Raw genomic sequence first — 19,888 nt, forward strand, 5'->3', positions numbered from 1 at the left:
GGATGCATTACACCAGCTGGGATCGCTCTGACCGCGCAAAACCCGTGCTCTTGGCCGAAGACGGCCCGGAGCAGCTGGGCGTGTTCTCGGAGCATTCCGCGGAGGTCGACGGCCACTTCTGGCGCACCGAGGTCAGTGATCTGGGTGCTTCGGCCACGCTTGCCGATGGCTCCATCTACCGCCTTGCCGGCCGCCTCGGCCGCGATAAGCGCCTAGAGGCATCGCTCAACGGCCGCACTTTTCACTTCGTTAATGAAAATAGCGGCGACTGGATCATCGATGATGTCAATGATGACAAGGTAGGGCAGTTCTCCTCCCGCAACTCAGGGGTGCGCAAGTCCATCCTCGAATTCGAGCACGATGCCGAAGGACTCACCACCGCCGAAGTCGCCGGCTTGAGCTGGTTTACCCGCGTCATCCTTGATGCCAATACTCAAGGCAAGGCCTGGGCATGGATCATCACCTTGGTCCTCGCCTCCATCGCTGCCGTCCTCGCGCTGTTCATCTTCTAATGACTGCGCAGTGGACTTGGCGCGCGGATGCGCTCACCAACGGCGCAGGGGAGCAACTGGCTTTCGTGCGCGACGGTGTGCTCATCACAGCGGGCGGGGAGCGCCTTTCCCTAGAATCCTCGCTGGATTCTTCCTCCCCGCGCTTCTTCTTGCGCGCGCGGACCGCGGTGGGCGAGGATTTCTCGGTCTCCCAGGCCGGGATTACCGTCACCCGCCTGCGTGCGGCCTGCGGGGAGCGCGAGTACCTGCTAGAACGCCGCAACCCCTTCCGCCGCGAGCGCCGCATCGTAGCTCGCCGCTCGGGCGCCGAGGTTGCCAGCACCGCCCCGGCCGGCGCGGGCCTCCGCGTGAGCGTGGGCGTCGGCGAGCTTCCGGAGCTAGACGCCATGTTTTTGAGCTATGCCTGCGCGCTTCTCGACGCCACCCCGCGCACCCTGCGCACCTAGTCCGGCGCAATCAACGAAGGCGCCGCCCACGGAGAGTGATGAGACGGGGCGGCCTTTGCTCGGCTAGAAGGAGCCGCCGCGGAAGCCGCCTCCGTCGCCGCCGCCGAAGTCTCCGCCGCCAAAGCTGCCTCCACCAAAGCCGCCGCCTCCGAAACCGCCACCAAAGCCGCGGCCGCCGCCGAGCATTTGGCCCAGGACCATACCGGTGACGATATTGCCGGCCGCGTTGCCCATCTGCTGGCGCTGCTGGCGGCGACGGTGTTCGTCGATGTCATCCTTGGCACGCTGCAGCGCTGCCTGGGCCGCGGCTACCGCTTCGCGGGAGGACTGCAGGGCGGCGCGGATATCGCTGCGCTCGGTGTGGAGGGCTTGGGCGTGGAGACGTTTGGCGTCGGCAAGCGCGGTGCGTGCGCCCGAGCCGATGATGCGCCCGCGGGAGGAAATGAGGTCCTCCGCAGCCTGGATATTAGATTCCGCCACGGAAATCTGCTGGCGGAAGAGATCAAGTTGGCGCGCGTGGGTGGAAGTCTTTTCCCGCACGCGGTCAAGCGCCTCATCCAGCTGCGTGTCAATAGAAGTAAGTGCGGTGTGCTGGCCCAATGGATCCTGCTGGCCTTGGGCCTTGGCCTCAGTGACTGCGGAGCCAGCGCGACCGAGCAGTTCCTCGAGCGCGTTCCAATCCGCGGTGGTTCCCTGGGCCTTGCCTTGGCGCTCGAGCTCGCGGGCCTCGTTGATCTCGCCCTCGACCTCGGCAATAAGCGCCTCGAGGTTGCCGCGGGCGGTGGCGATATTCTCCTCGGCGTTTTCCACGCCGGAGATGAGGCGATCCGTCATCTCGCAGGCGTGCTCGATATCGCGAATAAGTCCCACCAGCGGGCCCTGCTGGCCGGCCGGCTGGGCCTGGACCCCGCGGGCCTTGTCGAGCAGCTTCTCGGCCTCGTCGAGGGAGGCGGCGGCTAGCTCGGGGTTATCGGCAATGGAGGAGAGCACGTGCTCGTCATAGTTGGACTTCAGGCCAGCCAGCGTGGACTCGGCCTCCGGCAGGCGGGTGCGCAGGCCCACGGTGCGCTGGGTGAGCTCATCCAGCTTCTCATCGGAATGGATGAGCAGATCGCGCATCTTGGCAAACTCCTCTGCCTGCGCGTCCAGGGCATTATCGGCCTGGCCGCAGGAGGAGACGATTTCTACCAGCATTTGGCGGCGCTCGGCCGGGGATTCCGGCACGGCATCATCCAGGCGCTGGCGCAGGTGGAAGGCCTTTTGCAGGGTAGAAGTGGAGTGGTTCATCGCCTTGGTAAAGGGGCGCACGCGCTCGGGACCGAACTCAGAGAGCGCGATATTGAGCTCTTCCTTGCCGCGGCGGATGGACTCATCGGTAGAGACCAACTCCTCCTGGGCCAGCTGGTCCAAGGTCTCTAGTGACAAACGGTTGAGTTGATCGGTATCGCCCGGGGCGATTTCGCGGGCCGACTCGAGTGTTTGCGCCTTATTCTTCTTAGTATTGCGGCGGGAGTAGTACATGATTCCGCCACCGGCGGCGACGATGGCGGCCGCGCCGCCACCTAGCCACGCTAGGCCGGAAGAATCGGAGGAGCCAGAAGAGCTGGAGGCACTAGGGTTGCCCAGGGCGGCGTCGGCAAGCGCGAGGGCGGAAGCACCGTACTCATCGCCGGTCAGCTTGTCATAGGCGGCGTCATACATCTGGTCGAGCCGGCCCTTGGGCCAATCTTTGCCCGTCTGCACGCCCATTTTGCGGTCATCGACGGACAGGACATACACCGCAGAGTTTTCCCCCTTGTCCTTGACCACTTGGGCGGCATAGCTTTCCGGATCCGTATCTAGCTTATTGGTGATGTAAACAAAGAGTACCCGGTGCTCGTCCTTTTGCAGCTGGCCAATCTTTTCTCTCAGCTCGGCCTTTTCTTGGGTGCTTAAAACTCCCGCGTCATCGGTAACCTTCTCCGTGAGGGTGGCCGTACCGGTGCCCTGCGCCACGGTGGTGGTTTCAGCGGCAAAGGCAGAGCCCGCACCGATGGAGGTGCAGCCCAAAATGAAAGCGGCGATGGCCGCGCGGCCCAAACGTGCACTCAAATTCATGCCCACCACTTTACCGGCTCCGCTTAGCTCTTCGACGGGTAGTGTAATGGGGCAGTGAAGTACGTAATTGTTTTAGGAACCGCCCAATATGACGGCCGCCCCTCCCGCATCCTTGCCGGACGCCTGCGCCATGCCGGCGAGCTAGCCACGGCCGAGGGGCTGGAAGTCATTACCGTGGGCGGCAAGCTACCTGGCGATAGGTTTACCGAGGCCGGCGTCGGCCGCACCTTTCTGCGCAAGTACTACCCGCACCTGACCGTCCACGCGGTGGAGCAGGGGCTAGATACCCGCAGCTCCCTGAAAGCGGCCAAGGAAGCCTTCGCGCTTTCCGACGCCACCATCATCACCGATCCCCTCCACCGCCTGCGCACCGCACTCATCGCCCGCCAGGAAGGATTAAAAGCCACCGTATCCGGCACGCCGTATTACCCGGCCGCGCGCTTTTCCACACCCTGGTGGCGCTACCTTGCCCACGAAACCGGTGGCGTGGCCTACGCGCTGGTAGCAGGACTTTTGCCGCCGCGCGGTGCCGCCGCACTGCGCAATGGGTTCTACCGCGTGGAGCAGCTCCTGCGCCCGAATCAAAAGCTGCGGCATCAGACGATTGAGCAGGAAGATAGGGATTCTTTTCCCCGGCGATAAGAAGCATCGCATGATATTTTTTAAGCTGCCGATACATTTTTAGGGAAAAAGGGGTTCTTTTCCGTTAAATCAGGAAGTAACACCGAGCCATGTCGGCCAGCGCTGAAATGCTACGAAGCCTCAGGAGGAAAGCGTGTTAAAACTGGAGAACCTGTCTGTAAAGCTAAGCAGGAAAAGTAGCCCGCTATTCTCTATCGACTCTGTGCATGAGCCAGGTACCCTCACTTGGATTCGAGGCGCCTCTGGGTCCGGCAAATCCACGCTGCTTCGCGTTATCTCTGGACTCCAGAAGCCAACATCAGGAACCGTCAGTATTTTCGGACATGATTTATGGAGCTCTTCTGCTCGAAATAGAGATAGGCTTCGAGCTAAATCGATGGGAATAGTGTTTCAAGATTCCGGCGTAGTGCCCTGTTTGACAATCGACGAAAACCTTTCCTTCGCACAAGGGCTAAGCGGAGCCACTGCGGACTCGGACGCTAATAGCTCTTTGCTAGCTCAACTCAATATGAGTGAATACGGAGCCTCTCTACCGCACGAGCTTTCAGGGGGACAACGCCAACGCGCGGCCATAGCAACGGCAATGTCCAAAAAGCCCCAACTCGTTTTCGCAGACGAACCGACGAGTGCCTTGGATGAGGACAACACATATTCAGTGTTGCGATATCTGCATAATTACATAGTAAGAAACCACGCAATCGCCTTGGTAGTTTCTCACGATGATCGTTTAGCGCAGTTTTGTGATCAGGTTTTGGAAATCGGGGTAAACCAATGAAGTTTCGCGCTGTGGAAGCGAGGATCCGTAAGAGCACTTTTGTGGAGAGTATCCCGTTACTAGCTACCTCGTTTGTGCTCTTCTTCTTTGTCTGTCTGTTAGTCTCCACAGTAGCGGCGGACAAGGTAGCCGAATCTATGTCCATGGGGCTGATGTATTCGGCTTTCATATCGATCATTCCCTTTGCTCTGGCGCTCAAATACTGCTTTAGGCATGTGGTGGAGGGGAGGCGCCACCACTATGAGGCGCTTCGTTTATTTGGGTTAACATTAAAACGAATTCGCCGAGTGCTATTCCTTGAGCTACTTACGGTTTATTTTTTCTTTTCAATAGTTAGCGCAATTCTGGTTCCAGTGCTGATGAAGCCAATCTTCCTGGTTCTGTATTCGGGTTTTGGCATTGATCTTCCTCAAGGACTCCCTTCACCACTACTCGTCGCTGTGATCTCATGGTGCGCTATCGTTTGTCTGAGCTTCGTTCCTTTCCAACAGGAAACGAGAGTTTTGGAGGATTTGAGCCAAGGCCCAACTCGCATAGATCCAACTCCAAGGAATCCGCGGGCTGCAGAACTCCTTCGATATCCGCTGGGGATAGCAGCCTGTGTTGTATTGCTAGTGGGATTTGTGGCGATGCCCCAAGCGGAACCATCTAGTAGGTGGCCGTTTATTTTCGTCTACTGCGTGCCCTTCTTGGTGAGTGCCGCCTCTGTATTTGTCTACGCGGTTGTCTTATATATCGCCGAATATCTCTCCCTCAAGTTTAGGGGATGGAATCCTCCAATTTTGGGAGTCCGATATGCGCGATCTTTTATCGCCACCACCATATTGCGGGTCTCTTGTATTTTTATCTTGTTTCCCATCATTCTTTTTATTGCGAATGATTCGGCACTCTACTCAGCAAGAGAAGAATTAGCTGACAATGTGAAGAACGTGTATGTAGGGTCGCCGCAGGATGGACAAACTATCAGTACATCCGCTGCCCAAAACATTTGTCAGGATCACGCCGCAGATTGCCTAGGAGTTCTTAGCTGGGTGCCTGCTGTCCAAGACTCGGAAGAGCTCCAGCCTTCTACCATGGAAGAAGGCGCTGTCTTTGCGCTGGTAGAAGATCGGGACGGAACAGTAAGTTCCTTGGTTAATGACCGAGAGGTAGTTGAGACGGAACCCCGATCGCCGTTCGACCAAACGTGGATGCGGCCATGGGATAAAACCTTTAGTTCTGAAGCAGATCCTTCTTGGAGAGCAGGCGAAAGGAAAGATGAAGGTTATGCTGTAGCCATTTTTTCGAAGCAAGTGGAATTGAGCGACAGTCAAGCGATAGAGGTTATAGGTGCTCAGCAATGGGCTGAAAACCTACCTTCAACGTTGCTTTACGGTCCAAACGGTACTGGTACAAGCGAATTTATTCCGTTGTTCGCCTACGTGATTGTTGGGGGAGCAGTTCTCATCTTCGGACTGGCCTTAGCACAACAAGGTCGGCTTATCCGCTTCACTAAAACCATTTGGGAACAAGGCGTCTCAGTTGCTGAAGCGCACCGGAACAGGAAATTGGCTAATTGTTTGCCTTCGGCTTTTGCTTTGGCCTTATCGCTAGGAACAGCCGCTCTACTGGGCACATATATGCATTCTTATATAGCGCATAAACTTGTACTGCACTTTCCGGCTGTCCCGTTTGGACTCATACTTTTCTTGGTGGTGGTTGTGGGCCTGGCAGCGGTGGGCAGCAACTTTGTGAAAGGCCCGCGGCCTGCTAAAAACTAGGCGGCCACGTTGCTCACCCAAAAGGCCAGTTCACGGAATATGCTTGGGTCGTGTCCTATTCTTATTCCGCCGCCGACTTCGCCCGCCTGGCCGATGAAAAGCCGAAGGGCTCAGCCTTCCATACCGTGGAAGAACATCGCGGCGTCTTTGCCCGTGACCGCGCCCGCGTGCTGCACTCGGCAGCCTTGCGGCGTCTGGCCGATAAAACTCAGGTCGTCGGGCCGCGCGATGGCGATACTCCACGCACCCGTCTGACCCACTCGCTGGAGGTGGGCCAAATTGCGCGGAGCATCGGTGCTGGACTTGGACTCGATCCTGATCTGTGCGACATGGCAGGGCTGACCCATGACATCGGCCACCCGCCCTACGGGCACAATGGCGAAAACGCACTCAATGAGGTCGCCCTCAACGGCTTTGAAGGAAACGCGCAGACCCTGCGCATCCTCACCCGCCTAGAGCCCAAGATCATCGTGGACGATGCCAGCGGCGTGCCGCGCAGCTTCGGCCTCAACCTCACCCGCGCCGCCCTCGACGGTGCCTGCAAATACCCCTGGACCAAAACCAATCCCGATGGCAGCGCCAACCGCAAATACGGTGCTTATGACGAGGACGCGGATCTGCTCGAGTGGCTGCGTGAGGGCCATAGCGATAATCGCAAATGCATCGAAGCTCAGGTCATGGACTGGTCCGATGACATCGCCTACTCCGTGCATGATGTGGAAGACGGCATTATTTCCCGGCGCATCTCCCTCAATGTTCTGTGGGACCTAGTTGAGCTAGCCCAGCTGGCAGAAAAGGGCGCTAAAGCCTTTGGCGGCACCGCCGATGAGCTCTTGGAGGCGGCCGATAGCCTGCGCAACTTAAGCGTCATCAACGCCATCGGCGATTTTGATTACTCCTTGCGCGACTATGCCAACTTGAAGAAGATGACCTCTGAGCTCGTAGGCCGCTATGTCGGTGCGACCGTCGGCGCCACCAGCGAAGCCAATGCCGAGCTCATCTCCTCCAATACCCTTGGCCGCATGCACGGTGACCTCATTGTGCCCAAGCAAGCCGAGGCCGAGGTCAAGCTGCTTAAAACCATCGCGGTCCTCTACGTCATGGACGAGCCCGCCCACTTAGCCCGCCAAGACCGCCAACGCGAGCGCATCTACCGTGTCTACGATTACCTCGTCGCCGGCGCCCCTGGCTCCCTCGATGCCACCTTCCGGCTGTGGTGGGAGCAAGCCGAAACTGACGCCGCCCGCGACCGCGCCATCATTGACCAAATTGCGTCTATGACCGAGTCTCGCCTCGAGCGCTTGGCCCGCCGGAGTGCGGAGCTGTCTGGGTTCCTCAGCTAAACCTGGCTTGCCCACCACCGCGCTAGAGTTAGGTCGAGAGTCATCAGGCCGATCTGAGCGCGAAAAGGCCGAATTGAGAGCTCAAAACCCTCAATTCGGCCTCATATCTATGGACCTAACGCCTCAGCTCCAACCCCAGGGCCCGAGTCGCTAGCGCACCAACGCGACACCTTGGTCCTCGAGCACGCTAGCTACCGCCGCTAGGTCCTCGCCTTCGATATCCATATTGGAGGCAACGATGACGCTGGTGCGCTGCTCGCGTAGGAAATCCGCTAGGTCATCGAGGTTGCGCGGGCCGCAGTCTTCGCAGCCGCGGGTGCGGCCGAGTGCGTTAAAGAAGTCCGCGCGAGTGCGGATGTGTTCAGTAATGAGGATGCGTCGCATGATTACTCCTCTGCGTCCGGGATAGAACAGAAGCTTTCATAGTGGTCGTCGGTGTAGTACCACACGTCTGGGTCGGTCTCGCTGCCGCCACCGGTGATGATGCGGCGGGCACCGCGGTTGTGTCTGCCGGGGGTTTCTACCGTGTATTCGCGGTAGTAATTCTTGTCCTGCTGGGGCAGCCGGCCCTCGTAATTGCCAAAGCGGGCGTTGTCATTATCCGGGTAGTCGTAGGGGCCACCGGCCAAGATATCGTCTGCAGTGTCTTTGGCCTCGGCGGGTAGGGAAGACATCGTGCAGGTATCGGCGTCGCCAGTCGCGGCCGCTTGGGTCGACTCAGAAGTGGAGGAAGCAGCGGAATCACCATCGCCGCCGAGATCGAAGCCGAAGTAGCCTGCCACGACGGCGAGCGCAAGGCCGCCGAGGGCAACGGGGAGCGATTTCTTGGACGCTTTGGACTTGGGCATACCTTTATTGTTGCAGGTGCGGCGCTAAAAGTGGAAATTGGCCCGAGACAATGGCGAGGTCAAAAATTGCCCCGTCACGGGGGTAGGTAACAGTATGTGGAAAGTACCCCAACAGAGGGTAATTTGCGTCCAAACTGTGAACCCTGTTCAACGTCACCATCCTGCCCTAGCTATTTGAACATTCCCACCACGCGCGGGGTAGTCTGTACGCATGGCAAAAGGCAGAATTCCGGACAGCGATATCCAAGCTATCCGTGAACGCGCGCCTTTAGAAGAAATCGTCGGCGAGTACGTGCAGCTCAAGCCCGCCGGGCACGATTCGCTTAAGGGCCTTAGCCCCTTCAAGGATGAAAAGACTCCGTCCTTTCACGTGCGCCCGCAGCGCGGCTACTACCACTGCTTTTCCACCGGCAAGGGTGGCGATGTATTCAGCTTCCTGATGGAAATGGAGCAGGTCTCCTTCCCAGAAGCGGTTGAAGCGGTAGCGCAGAAGATCGGCTATCACATCAACTACCAGGGCGGTTCTACGGGCGCGCGCAATGAGAAGCCGGGCACGCGGCAGCGCCTCATCGCTGCCAATAAGGCCGCCCACGAGTTTTACCGCCAGCAGTTGGAGACCCCACAAGCGGCTACAGCCCGCGATTTCCTGCTGGATCGCGGCTTTTCCCGCGAGGTCATCTATGACTTCGAGTGCGGCTATGCCCCAGAGGGATGGGATACGGCTACCAAACACCTGCTGCGCCTAGGCTTTTCCTTTGAAGAGCTGGAAGCAGCTGGCATTTCCAAGATGGGCAAGCGTGGTCCCATCGACCGCTTCCATCGGCGTTTGCTGTGGCCGATTAAGGACCTTTCCGGCAACGTCATTGGCTTTGGCGCCCGCAAGCTTTTCGACGACGACAAGCTCGGCAAGTACATGAACACCTCTGAGACCATGCTCTACCGCAAGTCCAAGGTGCTCTTTGGCCTCGATTTGGCCAAGCGCAATATCGCCGAAAACCACCAAGCCGTGGTGGTAGAAGGCTACACGGATGTCATGGCCATGTATGCCGCAGGCGTCAAGACCGCTGTTGCTTCCTGTGGTACCGCCTTTGGCGGCGAGCACCTGCAGGTGCTGCGCCGACTCATGCTGGATGATTCCTACTTCAATGGCGAGCTCATCTATACCTTTGACGGCGATGAGGCAGGGCAGAAGGCCGCCATGCGCGCCTTTGACGGCGAGCAAAAGTTCACCGGTCAATCCTTTGTCTCCGTAGCGCCCGACGGCATGGATCCGTGCGATCTGCGTCTGCACAAAGGCGATGCCGCCGTGCGCGAGCTCATCGCGGACCGCATCCCCATGTTCGAGTTCGTTATCCAGTCCGTCATCGCGGAATACAGCATTGACAGCGCCGAGGGGCGCCTGCAGGCCCTGCGCCGCGCGGTACCCGTGGTCGCACAGATCCGTGATCAACCTTTGCAGCGTGAATATGCCCGGCGTCTAGCAGGTTGGGTGGGCTGGCCGGATCCGGAAGAGGTTCTCCGGCAGGTGCGCGCGGAGGCACGCAAGCCCAAGAAAGCCGAAAAGCCCACCATTCGTCGCTTCGACAATGCGAAGCAGCAGCCGGCACAGCAGGACGTGCCGATGATCCATCCGCCGAGCCCGAAGGAGACCCACCTGTGGCCTCAGCGCGAGGCCCTCAAGCTGGCCTTGCAGATGCCGCAGGTGGCAGGCTCGTACTTCGATGGCATTACTGCCGACGCCTATACCAACGACGCCTACCGCCTCGTGCGCCAAGCCATCTCTACCGTGGGCGGCGCAGCTCAGGGCGCCACCATGCCGGCCGTGGAATGGATCGCCGCGGTGGCCGGGGAAATGCAGGATCTCACCGGCCGCAACTTCGTCTCGGAGCTTGCCGTAGAGGCCATTTTGCCAACCGACGTCGGCCCCGAAAAATACGCTGACTCCGTGCTTTCCCGCCTGCAAGAAACCGTGGTGGGAGATCAAATTGCCCAGCTGAAGGCTCGTCTTGGCCGCATGCGTCCCTCTGATGATGAGGCTAGCTATAACTCGCTTTTTGCTGACCTCGTCGCTTTAGAGCAAGCCCGTCGCGAGCTCAATGACCGCGCCTTCCGCGGCACGCCTCCCCAAGGTTAAAAATATCCCCTCGCCATGTCACCGATTCAGGTGCGCAGCGAGGGGAGGGAAGAGGCTGAAACTAATTTAGTCCTCATCAGGTTCATAAATGCGGTCCGCGTTGTCTACTTGGGAACCGCGCAGCCGGCCTTTGCCCTTGCGCTTGGAAGATAGATCGCGAACCTCCCGCATGCGCGGTTCCGGATCCAAGCGGTTGGCTACTGCCTTGCGCGCAGAAGTGACGGCAGATTTGGTTACGGGGGAGTTGATGGCCTTCTCGTAGGCGCCCTTGATCTGGTGGTAGCGCTTGCGGCCTGCTTTGGTGCCAAAAACGTATCCTGCTGCGGCGCCGAAGACGAATTGGATCATTATTTAGCGTGTCCCCTTATTCCAGTACGAGTAAAAGTTCTCCACTAGCCTACCGCGAAGGCCCGTCGCTCGCTGCTAGCCACCGTTAAGGGGTAAAGCTCGATTTGCTGTAGGACAGCTCTTTTCATAAACAGGAATTCGCGCTAGTTTAAAGAGGTGGACATAAACGCGCGTAGGGACTCGGCCGCGGCCTCAGCAGTAGCGCTGGCCGCGCTATTTACCGCGAGTATTTCGGCAGAATCGAGTAACCAGAACACCGGTGTTGCTACTACGCAGAAAGCTTCAGCTTGGTCCGAGGATTGCTAGATAGTACCGGGAAGGTGTAGTCACCGTCCCAGCTTTGTGCATGCGGGTTTAGCGTCACGTTCACCTTTTTGTAACTTTAGCTAGATATTATGCGTGGGAATTCGTTACTAGTGAAAGGTTTCCACGTTGAACTATCGGAATAAACTCCGCCCGGCAGTTCGCGCACTCGCCTTGTGCGCGGCCACCGGACTGACCATAACGCTGGCACCGGCTGCCAGCGCCGCCCTCCCCGTGGCCGTGCCACAGCTCCGCGAGCCTGTTACCCAGCAGACCACCGGCGCTCCTCCGGTCCAGCACCCCGGTGCCCCGGTTCCAGAGCCGTTTAGCACGGACTATATCGCGGGCTTTGAATCCGATGTTTCCTCTTATCAATTTGGCAACTACTGGCAGGTAGTCCAGCTTTTTGATCACATCAAGGCTCAGCCAGAAATCCGCCAAGAAAATATGGACAAGGCCGTGGCCATCAATAACGCCGCAGCCGGTGACCCCGCTTTGATCCGCCGCGCGCAGGCCGATGCCAAGGCCAGCTCGACGAGCGTGCTCAACGCCGTTTCTGACTCGATGGGCAAGAACCTAGGCGATGCCTTCCGCGCTGCCTTGGCCGAGCACCGCCTGCCCAAGACCGAATACCTCCTAGGAAATGGCTATGCGGCCCGCGCAGGCGGACTGGCCAATTCCACGATGTCGGAGAAGTACTACTTCAACTATCAACGCCCGTACCAGCGCGCGCCGCAGGCGATTAAGCGCTATGACGATGGCTCCAAGGATCTTTATCCCACTTCGCCAGCCTTCCCTTCGGGCCATACCAATCAGGCAACCTGGATTACCACGCTGATGGCTTTCATGCTGCCAGAGGTAGGCCCACAACTCATGCTGCGCGGCGCTGAGGCCGGCAACCACCGGGTGGTCCTCGGCGTGCATTACCCGCTGGATGTCATCGGTGGGCGCATGACCGGCCAGGCCGCCGCGGCAGATCGCCTCAACGATAAGCGCATGCGCCATGCCCTATGGGAAGCCTCGATGGAAGTGCGCCAAGAAATTAAGTGGCGCACCGGCAAGACGGTAGAAGAACTGGTGGCCCAGGATAGGGAAGAGGGCACCGACTATCGGTCCACGGCGGATGCGGTAGAACAATACTCCACATTCATGGACTATGACTTCGCCCCGCGCTACCGAACCGACGCCCCGATGGTCGTCCCGCAGGCCGCTCCAGTGCTGCTAGCAGCGTCCCACCCAGAGCTGACCTGGTATCAGCGCGCCGAGGTGCTGCGCCAGACCGCGCGTCCAGCCGGCAACCCATTGGATTGGCAAGCAGAGGGAGGCTCGTGGCAGCGTCTCGATCTAGCCCGCGCCATGGCGGCCAGGGTGACCATCGCCCCAGACGGCGGCGTGAGCGTCAGCGGCTAGAACGCTCCAATACCTGAGCGGGGGTACAGCTCTCCCGCACATGGTTCAATTTAGAAATATCTCCGTCACTCTAAAGGAAAAGATTAGTGACTAAGCCCAAGATAATGACCGTTTACGGCACCCGGCCGGAGGCCATTAAGGTCGCCCCCGTCGTTAAGGCGCTGGATAAAGATGAGCGCTTTGAATCCATTCCGGTTTCTACTGGCCAGCACAAGGAGATGCTGGAGCAGGTCAACACCATGTTTGGCATTACCCCGAAGCATGATTTGGGGCTTATGAAGCCGGGCCAGGGACTCAATGAGCTTGTCTCCCGCGCAATTGCGGGTCTGGATTCCATCATTGAAGAAGAAAAGCCGGACGTCATTATCTCCCAGGGCGATACCTCTACGGCTATGGCTGCAGCACTTGCCGGTTTCCATCGCGGGGTCAAGATCGTTCACCTCGAAGCCGGTTTGCGTACCGGCGATATCCACTCGCCGTTCCCAGAAGAAGCTAACCGTAAGCTCATTGGCCAGGTAGCCGAGCTGCATCTGGCTCCAACCGCAGGCTCGATGGAGAACCTGCGCCGCGAGAATGTGCGTTCCAAGGACATTGTGGTCACCGGTAATACCGTCATTGACGCTCTGCTGGAAGCAGCATCGTGGGACACGAAGTTCGCAGACCCTGCCCTGCAGGAAGCCGCAGAGTCCGATAAGCGGCTTGTCGTAGTTACCACCCACCGCCGCGAGAACCTTGAGGCGATGAAGGAAATCGGTGGTGCAGTTAAGGACTTGGCAGAAGCCTATCCGGAGATTAACTTCGCATTGCCGCTGCACCTCAACCCCAAGGTGCGCCAGGTGGTCCTGCCGGAGGTCGAGCACCTGCCAAATATCATCATCACGGATCCGCTGCCTTATGACCAGTTCACGCAGCTACAAAACCGTGCCACCATCATCTTGACTGACTCCGGCGGAGTCCAGGAGGAGGCACCAGCATTGGGCAAGCCAGTGCTAGTCATGCGCCAAAACACCGAGCGCCCCGAAGCCGTGGTCGCCGGCACGGTTAAGCTGGTGGGCACTAATCGCGAGCTCATTGTGGCAGAGGCAAAGCTTTTGCTTTCCGACGCCGCCGCATTTGACGCCATGGCCAACGCCGTCAATCCTTATGGTGACGGCAAGGGCGCGCAGCGCGCTATTGCGGCTATCGCAGAGTTGACCGGGGTAGGCGAGCGCGTAGAGGATTTTCTGCCGGAGGCAGGTTCCTCTAAGGGGCCCAAGGCGAGGAATAACTCGCGCGCCTGCCGGAGAAAGCGGATATATTAAAGGTATGAAACCGCTGGATATCCGCTGTAACCACCGAGAGCGCATGAAAGCTGCAGACATTTTAGGAGATGCGCTTTCGGCAGGGCAGATTGACCTCGATGATTTTGAAAAACGCTCGGCCGCCTGCGTTAATGCAACGACTCGCGCTGAGCTCATCGAGCCGCTGGCTGACCTTGTAGAGGACCCAGAAGTTCTCCTTTTTAGGCAGGAACGAAAAATCGGAAAGGCCTATGCGGGCCAGCAAGAATCCAAAGCCATCGCCAAGGTGGAGCAGGCTATCCGCCAGGTGCAGCCGAGCGTGCAGGAGACCCGCTCCCTTGCGGTGGGGATCTTCGGCGGGTCTACTGTCAGCGGCGGGGCAGTAGCTCGTTCTCTGACGGCGTTGGGCTTTTTCGGTGGCGTGGACATCGATCTCACGGGCGTCGCCCTGCACAGTCGTACTACCACCATCAACGCGGCGGGCGCCTTTGGTGGCGTCGATGTTTATATTCCCGAAGGCTTCCGCGTCCACGTCAGCGGCGTTGGACTCTTTGGCGGACATGACCTCAAGGTAGAGAACGGCGCCATCCATCCGAATGACCTCCCGGTAGACGCGCCAGAAATTATTGTGAACTGCTATAGCCTCTTCGGCGGCGTAGACGTTCACGTGGGGCGCCGCTACGGCGAGTAACCAAGCGCGATTGTAGTGCAAGCAACCACTTGCACTAATGAGCGTGGGCCAGTGCTTAGTCGGCCTCGATGATCGCTGCTAGACCTTGTCCGCCTCCAATACACATGGTAACCAGCGCGAGCTTACCGCCGGTGCGGTGAAGGTGATGCGCGGCGGTGACGACGATGCGGGCACCGGTAGCACCCACGGGATGGCCGAGCGAAATGCCAGAACCGTGCGGGTTGAAGCGCGGATCATCTGCCGAAATGTCCCATTCTTTGAGTACAGCCAGCGCTTGGGCGGCAAAGGCCTCATTGAGCTCAATGAGGTCAAGATCATCGAAGGTGATGCCGAGGCGATCCATAACCTTGCGGGAAGCCTCCACCGGGCCGATACCCATGCGTTCCGGATCCACGCCGGCTAGGGCCCATCCCTTGAGCGTGACCATTGGGGTAAGACCCAGCTCCTCGGCTTTTTCACGGGTAGTCACTAGGACGGCCGCGGCACCATCGTTTTGGCCCGAGGCATTACCGGCGGTAACCGTTGCCTCTTCGTCCTCCTTGCGCATGACCGCGAGCAGTTTAGATAGCTTGTCTGTACTGGAATCTGGGCGGACATGTTCATCCTTGTCTACGACGATAGGCTCCCCCTTGCGCTGGGGGACGGTGACGGGGATGATTTCGGCGTCGAAAAGCGATTGTTCCTGTGCAGCGGCGGCATTGCGGTGGGAACGTGCAGCGAGCTCGTCTTGGGCGACGCGCTCGATGGAGTATTCGCGGCGGAGATTTTCGGCGGTCTCAATCATGCCGCCGGCAATCGGGTGGTGCTTTCCGCCGGCGGCCTCGCGGGCTTCTTGGAGGCGATCGCGAAAGATCATATTTCCTCCCTTTGCTCCCCAGCGTACATCCGCATCAACGGTGTATTCGGTGCGGGACATAGACTCCGCGCCGCCGGCGATGATGACATCGGCAGCGCCAGTAGCAATGTGGGCACCTGCGGTAATAATGGCCTGCAGACCCGATCCGCAGCGGCGATCGAGCTGCATACCCGGCACGGTGGTGGGCAGGCCAGCATCTAAGGCAGCCACGCGGCCCAAAGCGGGTGCGGCACCATTAGGGGAGCCTTGGCCCAAGATGACGTCATCGATTTTGGTGGGGTCGATACCGGACTCTTCCACAATGGTCTTGACCACGAGGCTAGCTAATTCTTGGACGGGGACGGACTTTAGCGCGCCACCATAACGGCCGACAGGGGTGCGCTTGGGGTAGCAAAGGACTACGTCGCGGGTGTGCATGATAATTCTCCTTTAAGAAAGTTCGGTGGTGGCAAGGTCATGGGAGATTGCCTTGCAGGTTGCGATGAGCTCCGGCAGGATGCGCGTGGTGAGATCCTCAGTGGAATAGACGGATGTTTGGGTTGAGACATTGATGGCTGCAGCAGTGCGGCCCGAACCATCGCGAATAGGAACTGCAATGGAACGCAGGCCCTTCTCCAGCTCTTGGTCTACGATGACCCAACCGCGTTTCCGGATCTCCGCTAGGCGCGCCCGAAGATCCGCGGGTGCGGTGAGCGTGTGAGGGGTGACTTTCTCCAGCGACGCCGTTTCTAGGAATTCGTCCAACTGCGATGGAGTGAGATCCGCTAACAGTACCTGTCCCATTGAGGTCGCGTGCGCGGGAAAGCGGGTGCCGATGGTGATATTGGTGGCCATGATGCGGTGTGCAGCGGCGCGGGCAATATAAACCACGGTGTCCCTATCCAACACACTGACAGAGCAGGATTCATCGAGTTTGGTGGATAACTCCCTCAAATGGGGCTGGGCAATATCGGGAAGACCCAAACTCGATAGGTAGGAATAGCCCAGTTCCAAAACCCGGGGGGTAAGCCAAAACTCAGAGCCATCCGTGCGCGCGTACCCCTCCGTTACCAAGGTGTGCAAAAAACGACGTGCAGTGGCACGTGCTAGCCCTGTGACCTCGGCAACCTGGGCCAGAGTCTGGCGTGGGCGCTCGCCATTAAAAGAGTGCAAAACGGCTAATCCGCGGGCGAGTGACTGCACCGTGGGGGTGTCGTTCAAGGTGTGGTCTCCGATTCTAAAAATTGATGAAGTGGCCTACGTCTCGTAATTGTATCCAAAAGTGTTCGCACTGTGAACCCTTGTGCAATATATGAACCACACGTAGGCTGAAGCCATGTTAGATAAAGTCATCGACTCAGTAGAAAATGCCGTAGCAGATATTCCAGACGGCGCTTCCATTGCGGTGGGCGGATTCGGGCTCGTGGGAATTCCGGCGCGTCTAATTGATGCTCTGCGTGAACTCGGCTCTGGAGACCTCACCATCATTTCCAATAATCTTGGTACCGACGATTTCGGGCTCGGGCTCTTGCTTAAAGATCATCGCATTTCCCGCTCTATTGGTTCCTATCTCGGAACGAATAAGGAATACGCCCGCCAGTATCTCGAAGGAGAACTGACTGTGGAATTTACCCCGCAGGGAACGTTGGCAGAGCGTATGCGTGCCGGCGGTGCTGGCATTCCCGCCTTCTATACCAAGGCCGGCGTGGGAACCCCGCTTGCGGAAGGGGATATCCCCACCCGCTATAACCCGGATGGGTCCATAGCGCAGACTTCTAAGCCGAAGGAAACTCGTGAGTTTAACGGCGAGCTCTACGTGCTGGAGGAGGCACTGACCCCTGATTTTGCCTTCGTTCATGCCGCTCGCGCAGATCGATACGGCAACCTAGCTTTTGCCAAGACTGCGCAGAACTTTAACCCGGATGCCGCTCGTTGCGCTGATATCACCATTGTGCAGGCAGAAGAATTGGTGGAGGCGATTCCTCCGGCCGAGGTTGACGTGCCGGGCATCTACGTCGATCGCGTCGTAGAAGTGGGAAAGCAAGAAACTGGAATCGAATTTAGGACGGTGAGCAAGTAAATGACCTGGTCACGTGAAGAAATGGCGGCTCGGACCGCACAGGAATTGAAAAACGGCGACTACGTCAACCTAGGAATTGGCATGCCAACGTTGATTCCTGGATTCCTACCAGAGGGCCTCGAAGTGGTGCTTCATTCTGAAAATGGCATCTTGGGCGTAGGTCCGTACCCGGCCGAAGATAAGGTGGACCCGGAACTTATCAATGCTGGCAAAGAGACCATCACTGCTGCTCCCGGAGCTTCATTCTTTTCTTCTTCGGAATCCTTTGGAATGATTCGATCACGCGCTATCGACGTAGCGGTACTTGGTGCCATGGAAGTATCCCAATTCGGAGACCTTGCCAATTGGATGATTCCGGGCAAGATGGTCAAAGGTATGGGCGGTGCCATGGATTTGGTTCATGGCGCCAAACGCATCGTGGTGATGATGCAGCACGTGTCCAAACATGGCAAGTCCAAAATCCTTTCAGAATGCCAACTGCCGCTCACCGGCGCGCGCTGCGTGGATCTTATTATTACGGACCGCGCCGTCTTCGAGGTTGATGAGTTAGAAGGTCTGACCTTAGTTCAGATGGCTGAGGGCGAGACTGAGGACTCCATCCGCGAGGTTACTGATGCCCCATTCACGCTGGACCTGTCTTAGTCCTGAACTGTTCCCGAAAGCCCGCCTTCTAGCACCCGGAAGGCGGGCTTTCTTTTTCATTTCTAATGAGTGGGGTTCTTTGGTGCTGAATTAGCTAAAGGCTGGGCCGAAATGATTCATGCTTCGGCCCAGCCCTAGGTGGGAATGAGAGAGGTACTAGTTAGACATCGCGTAGGTCTACACCCTTGGTTTCAGGGAGAATGTACATGCTAATGATGGTGAGGACGCATAGGGCGATGACATAAAAGCCAGAGGCCCACGCCAGATCGTGCGCGACAAACCACTGGTAGATATAGGGCGCGGTTCCGCCAAAGACAGCTACAGAGAGGGAGTATGCAAGACCGATACTATGCGTGCGCTGGGCGGTAGGGAAGACCTCGGACATGATGGAAGATAGCAGCGCACCACCGGCGGCGACGATAATCACGCCTACAGTAGAAGCGACGAGCAGGGTCCACGGACGGGAATCGATCAACGCCATGAGTGGGATTTGCAAAACGGCCATACCTACCGCGCAGATATAGATGACGGGTTTGCGCCCAATCTTGTCCGAGAGACTGCCCCACAGCGGTAGAGCGATAAGGCCAGCAACTTGAGCAACCACCGTGACCCAGTACGCGCCTTGTGTGGTCATTCCTTCGTGGCTAATGGCATAGGTAGAAACGTAGGAGGTCCACGTGTAGTGCGCTGAAGTAACGCCGGAGACCATGCCGATAACGAGCAGGATATTGATCCAAGCCGGACGAGTAGCGGAGGCAGATTGAGGGATTGCTGCGCGCTCCTTGCGCGCTGGGGTGTCTACGCTGGGCTCGGAACTGTCAATTTCCTTGAAGTGATCAGACTCTTTCATGTGGCGGCGTAGGTATAGCGCTACACAGGCAGAGAGCGCGCAGAGGAAGAAGGGGATGCGCCAACCCCATGAGGCAAGTTGTTCATCATTGAGTACGAGGGAGATTAGGCCGCCGAGCACGTAGGCGATGACGGAGCCACCGAAAATGGAAACGTAGACCATAGAGCCCCATTTACCGCGGTGGGCGTTGGGGGCGATTTCTGGGATATAGCTATTGGCGGCAGCTGATTCACCGCCGTGGGCGAAGCCCTGCAGGATACGGATCACCAAAAGACCCACAGAGGACCAAATGCCGATCTGCTCATAGGTGGGCATGACTCCGATGATCGCGGAGGCGATGGCCATCATGATGATGGTCATCATAAGTACGGATTTTCGGCCGCGCTTATCTGCTACGCGGCCGAAGACGATTCCTCCGAGTGGACGCACCAGGAAACCAACGGCAAAAACGCCGAAGGTAGCTAAAAGGGCGGAGGTGGAGTCGCCCTTATTGAACATTGCGGTGGCAATGAATGGGGCAAAGACTGCATAGGAGCTCCACTCATACCACTCTAGGATTTGCCCGGTAAGGCTGGCTCCTAGGGATTTGATGTCGGTGGTAGAAGCTGCGTTTTTGCCGGATTCGGTATCTGGTGGCGATGTCGGTTTGGTGGTGGATGTCATGAGTTCTCCTTGTAGTGGGACCGGGACGGTTGGGAAAAATATTACCTAGATCACACAAATGGGCGGCGAGGATCCAAAGTATTGAGATCGTCTGACGCTATTGATGTTGTTTACCGCGTGAGAAACTGCACGTGATGAACCCCTTTCGGGGACAACCTGTGGTTAGATTTATGGTTCGCATTGTGAACTTGGGTGCGCATTGTGACCCCACTTGGGGGTAGTTGGGTAA

19 protein-coding genes are annotated in these 19,888 nt (G+C 58.1%); 12 read left to right on the forward strand and 7 right to left on the reverse strand.

Annotation, left to right across the window (positions count from 1 at the left end):
• Positions 1 to 2: 2 nt before the first annotated feature.
• The gene (locus QP904_RS08760) at positions 3 to 512 is read left to right on the forward strand and encodes a hypothetical protein (RefSeq protein WP_284835902.1); all 510 of its coding nucleotides are present in this window, start codon (positions 3 to 5) and stop codon (positions 510 to 512) included.
• Entirely contained in the window at positions 512 to 958 is a 447-nt protein-coding gene (locus tag QP904_RS08765; RefSeq protein ID WP_284835903.1) for a hypothetical protein, read from the forward strand. The genes QP904_RS08760 and QP904_RS08765 overlap by 1 nt, the downstream gene beginning before the upstream one ends.
• Positions 959 to 1,021: 63 nt before the next feature.
• On the opposite strand, the gene QP904_RS08770 is transcribed toward QP904_RS08765, so the two are convergent.
• Positions 1,022 to 3,055 carry a TPM domain-containing protein gene (locus QP904_RS08770; protein WP_284835904.1) on the reverse strand — a complete coding sequence of 678 codons (2,034 nt, stop codon included), beginning with the start codon at positions 3,053 to 3,055 and terminating at the stop codon, positions 1,022 to 1,024.
• A 54-nt stretch (positions 3,056 to 3,109) separates the two neighbouring features.
• On the opposite strand from QP904_RS08770, the gene QP904_RS08775 reads away from it, so the two are divergent.
• The 4 genes from QP904_RS08775 (at position 3,110) to QP904_RS08785 (ending at position 7,575) form a co-directional block, all read left to right on the forward strand.
• The gene (locus QP904_RS08775) at positions 3,110 to 3,697 is read left to right on the forward strand and encodes a YdcF family protein (protein WP_284835905.1); all 588 of its coding nucleotides are present in this window, start codon (positions 3,110 to 3,112) and stop codon (positions 3,695 to 3,697) included.
• 202 nt (positions 3,698 to 3,899) lie between these two features.
• Positions 3,900 to 4,472: an ABC transporter ATP-binding protein gene (locus tag QP904_RS11840; RefSeq protein ID WP_396130150.1), complete on the forward strand. Its 573-nt coding sequence runs from the start codon at positions 3,900 to 3,902 to the stop codon at positions 4,470 to 4,472.
• Complete coding sequence (locus tag QP904_RS08780) at positions 4,469 to 6,232, forward strand: FtsX-like permease family protein (RefSeq protein ID WP_284835906.1); 1,764 nt, start codon at positions 4,469 to 4,471, stop codon at positions 6,230 to 6,232. The genes QP904_RS11840 and QP904_RS08780 overlap by 4 nt, the downstream gene beginning before the upstream one ends.
• A 50-nt stretch (positions 6,233 to 6,282) precedes the next feature.
• Positions 6,283 to 7,575: a deoxyguanosinetriphosphate triphosphohydrolase gene (locus QP904_RS08785; protein ID WP_284835907.1), complete on the forward strand. Its 1,293-nt coding sequence runs from the start codon at positions 6,283 to 6,285 to the stop codon at positions 7,573 to 7,575.
• Between the two features lie 150 nt (positions 7,576 to 7,725).
• On the opposite strand, the gene QP904_RS08790 is transcribed toward QP904_RS08785, so the two are convergent.
• On the reverse strand, positions 7,726 to 7,959 hold the full coding sequence (locus tag QP904_RS08790) for a barstar family protein (protein WP_023021008.1): 234 nt from the start codon (positions 7,957 to 7,959) through the stop codon (positions 7,726 to 7,728).
• 2 nt (positions 7,960 to 7,961) lie between these two features.
• Positions 7,962 to 8,423: a guanyl-specific ribonuclease gene (locus tag QP904_RS08795; protein WP_248099621.1), complete on the reverse strand. Its 462-nt coding sequence runs from the start codon at positions 8,421 to 8,423 to the stop codon at positions 7,962 to 7,964.
• Positions 8,424 to 8,634: 211 nt separating this feature from the next.
• Here QP904_RS08795 and dnaG point away from each other — a divergent pair, with 211 nt between their 5' ends.
• Positions 8,635 to 10,557 (forward strand): DNA primase, encoded by a 1,923-nt coding sequence (gene dnaG, locus QP904_RS08800; protein ID WP_200288799.1) that lies wholly within the window; start codon positions 8,635 to 8,637, stop codon positions 10,555 to 10,557.
• 66 nt (positions 10,558 to 10,623) lie between these two features.
• On the opposite strand, the gene QP904_RS08805 is transcribed toward dnaG, so the two are convergent.
• Complete coding sequence (locus QP904_RS08805; RefSeq protein WP_023021011.1) at positions 10,624 to 10,905, reverse strand: hypothetical protein; 282 nt, start codon at positions 10,903 to 10,905, stop codon at positions 10,624 to 10,626.
• Between the two features lie 432 nt (positions 10,906 to 11,337).
• Here QP904_RS08805 and QP904_RS08810 point away from each other — a divergent pair, with 432 nt between their 5' ends.
• The 3 genes from QP904_RS08810 to QP904_RS08820 all read left to right on the forward strand — a co-directional run bounded on the left by QP904_RS08810 (position 11,338) and on the right by QP904_RS08820 (position 14,589).
• Entirely contained in the window at positions 11,338 to 12,618 is a 1,281-nt protein-coding gene (locus QP904_RS08810; protein WP_284835908.1) for an acid phosphatase, read from the forward strand.
• 86 nt (positions 12,619 to 12,704) lie between these two features.
• Positions 12,705 to 13,919 (forward strand): non-hydrolyzing UDP-N-acetylglucosamine 2-epimerase, encoded by a 1,215-nt coding sequence (gene wecB / locus QP904_RS08815; protein WP_284835909.1) that lies wholly within the window; start codon positions 12,705 to 12,707, stop codon positions 13,917 to 13,919.
• A gap of 4 nt (positions 13,920 to 13,923) precedes the next feature.
• A complete protein-coding gene (locus QP904_RS08820) occupies positions 13,924 to 14,589 on the forward strand; it encodes a DUF1707 SHOCT-like domain-containing protein (protein WP_284835910.1) in 666 nt (221 codons plus the stop codon).
• 55 nt (positions 14,590 to 14,644) lie between these two features.
• Here the strand turns inward: QP904_RS08820 and QP904_RS08825 are convergent, their stop codons facing one another.
• On the reverse strand, positions 14,645 to 15,862 hold the full coding sequence (locus tag QP904_RS08825) for an acetyl-CoA C-acetyltransferase (protein ID WP_284798766.1): 1,218 nt from the start codon (positions 15,860 to 15,862) through the stop codon (positions 14,645 to 14,647).
• Between the two features lie 12 nt (positions 15,863 to 15,874).
• The gene (locus tag QP904_RS08830) at positions 15,875 to 16,645 is read right to left on the reverse strand and encodes an IclR family transcriptional regulator domain-containing protein (protein ID WP_284798767.1); all 771 of its coding nucleotides are present in this window, start codon (positions 16,643 to 16,645) and stop codon (positions 15,875 to 15,877) included.
• 115 nt (positions 16,646 to 16,760) lie between these two features.
• Here QP904_RS08830 and QP904_RS08835 point away from each other — a divergent pair, with 115 nt between their 5' ends.
• Complete coding sequence (locus QP904_RS08835; protein WP_023021017.1) at positions 16,761 to 17,504, forward strand: CoA transferase subunit A; 744 nt, start codon at positions 16,761 to 16,763, stop codon at positions 17,502 to 17,504.
• The gene (locus QP904_RS08840; protein ID WP_284835911.1) at positions 17,505 to 18,146 is read left to right on the forward strand and encodes a 3-oxoacid CoA-transferase subunit B; all 642 of its coding nucleotides are present in this window, start codon (positions 17,505 to 17,507) and stop codon (positions 18,144 to 18,146) included.
• Between the two features lie 160 nt (positions 18,147 to 18,306).
• Here the strand turns inward: QP904_RS08840 and QP904_RS08845 are convergent, their stop codons facing one another.
• Positions 18,307 to 19,659, reverse strand: a complete 1,353-nt coding sequence (locus tag QP904_RS08845) for an MFS transporter (RefSeq protein ID WP_284835912.1) — start codon at positions 19,657 to 19,659, stop codon at positions 18,307 to 18,309.
• Positions 19,660 to 19,888 lie beyond the last annotated feature (229 nt).

It is taken from the genome of Corynebacterium nasorum, from assembly GCF_030229765.1.
Classification (GTDB): domain Bacteria; phylum Actinomycetota; class Actinomycetes; order Mycobacteriales; family Mycobacteriaceae; genus Corynebacterium; species Corynebacterium kefirresidentii.

Bases quoted from the DNA above. Each gene is read 5' to 3' on its own strand.
- dnaG (WP_200288799.1), top strand. From the start codon at position 8,635: ATGGCAAAAGGCAGAATTCCGGACAGCGATATCCAAGCTATCCGTGAA.
- QP904_RS08820 (WP_284835910.1), top strand. From the start codon at position 13,924: ATGAAACCGCTGGATATCCGCTGTAACCACCGAGAGCGCATGAAAGCT.
- QP904_RS08790 (WP_023021008.1), bottom strand. From the start codon at position 7,959: ATGCGACGCATCCTCATTACTGAACACATCCGCACTCGCGCGGACTTC.
- QP904_RS08805 (WP_023021011.1), bottom strand. From the start codon at position 10,905: ATGATCCAATTCGTCTTCGGCGCCGCAGCAGGATACGTTTTTGGCACC.
- QP904_RS08835 (WP_023021017.1), top strand. From the start codon at position 16,761: ATGTTAGATAAAGTCATCGACTCAGTAGAAAATGCCGTAGCAGATATT.
- QP904_RS08770 (WP_284835904.1), bottom strand. From the start codon at position 3,055: ATGAATTTGAGTGCACGTTTGGGCCGCGCGGCCATCGCCGCTTTCATT.
- QP904_RS08840 (WP_284835911.1), top strand. From the start codon at position 17,505: ATGACCTGGTCACGTGAAGAAATGGCGGCTCGGACCGCACAGGAATTG.
- QP904_RS08765 (WP_284835903.1), top strand. From the start codon at position 512: ATGACTGCGCAGTGGACTTGGCGCGCGGATGCGCTCACCAACGGCGCA.
- QP904_RS08760 (WP_284835902.1), top strand. From the start codon at position 3: ATGCATTACACCAGCTGGGATCGCTCTGACCGCGCAAAACCCGTGCTC.
- QP904_RS08780 (WP_284835906.1), top strand. From the start codon at position 4,469: ATGAAGTTTCGCGCTGTGGAAGCGAGGATCCGTAAGAGCACTTTTGTG.
- QP904_RS08795 (WP_248099621.1), bottom strand. From the start codon at position 8,423: ATGCCCAAGTCCAAAGCGTCCAAGAAATCGCTCCCCGTTGCCCTCGGC.
- QP904_RS08825 (WP_284798766.1), bottom strand. From the start codon at position 15,862: ATGCACACCCGCGACGTAGTCCTTTGCTACCCCAAGCGCACCCCTGTC.
- QP904_RS08845 (WP_284835912.1), bottom strand. From the start codon at position 19,659: ATGACATCCACCACCAAACCGACATCGCCACCAGATACCGAATCCGGC.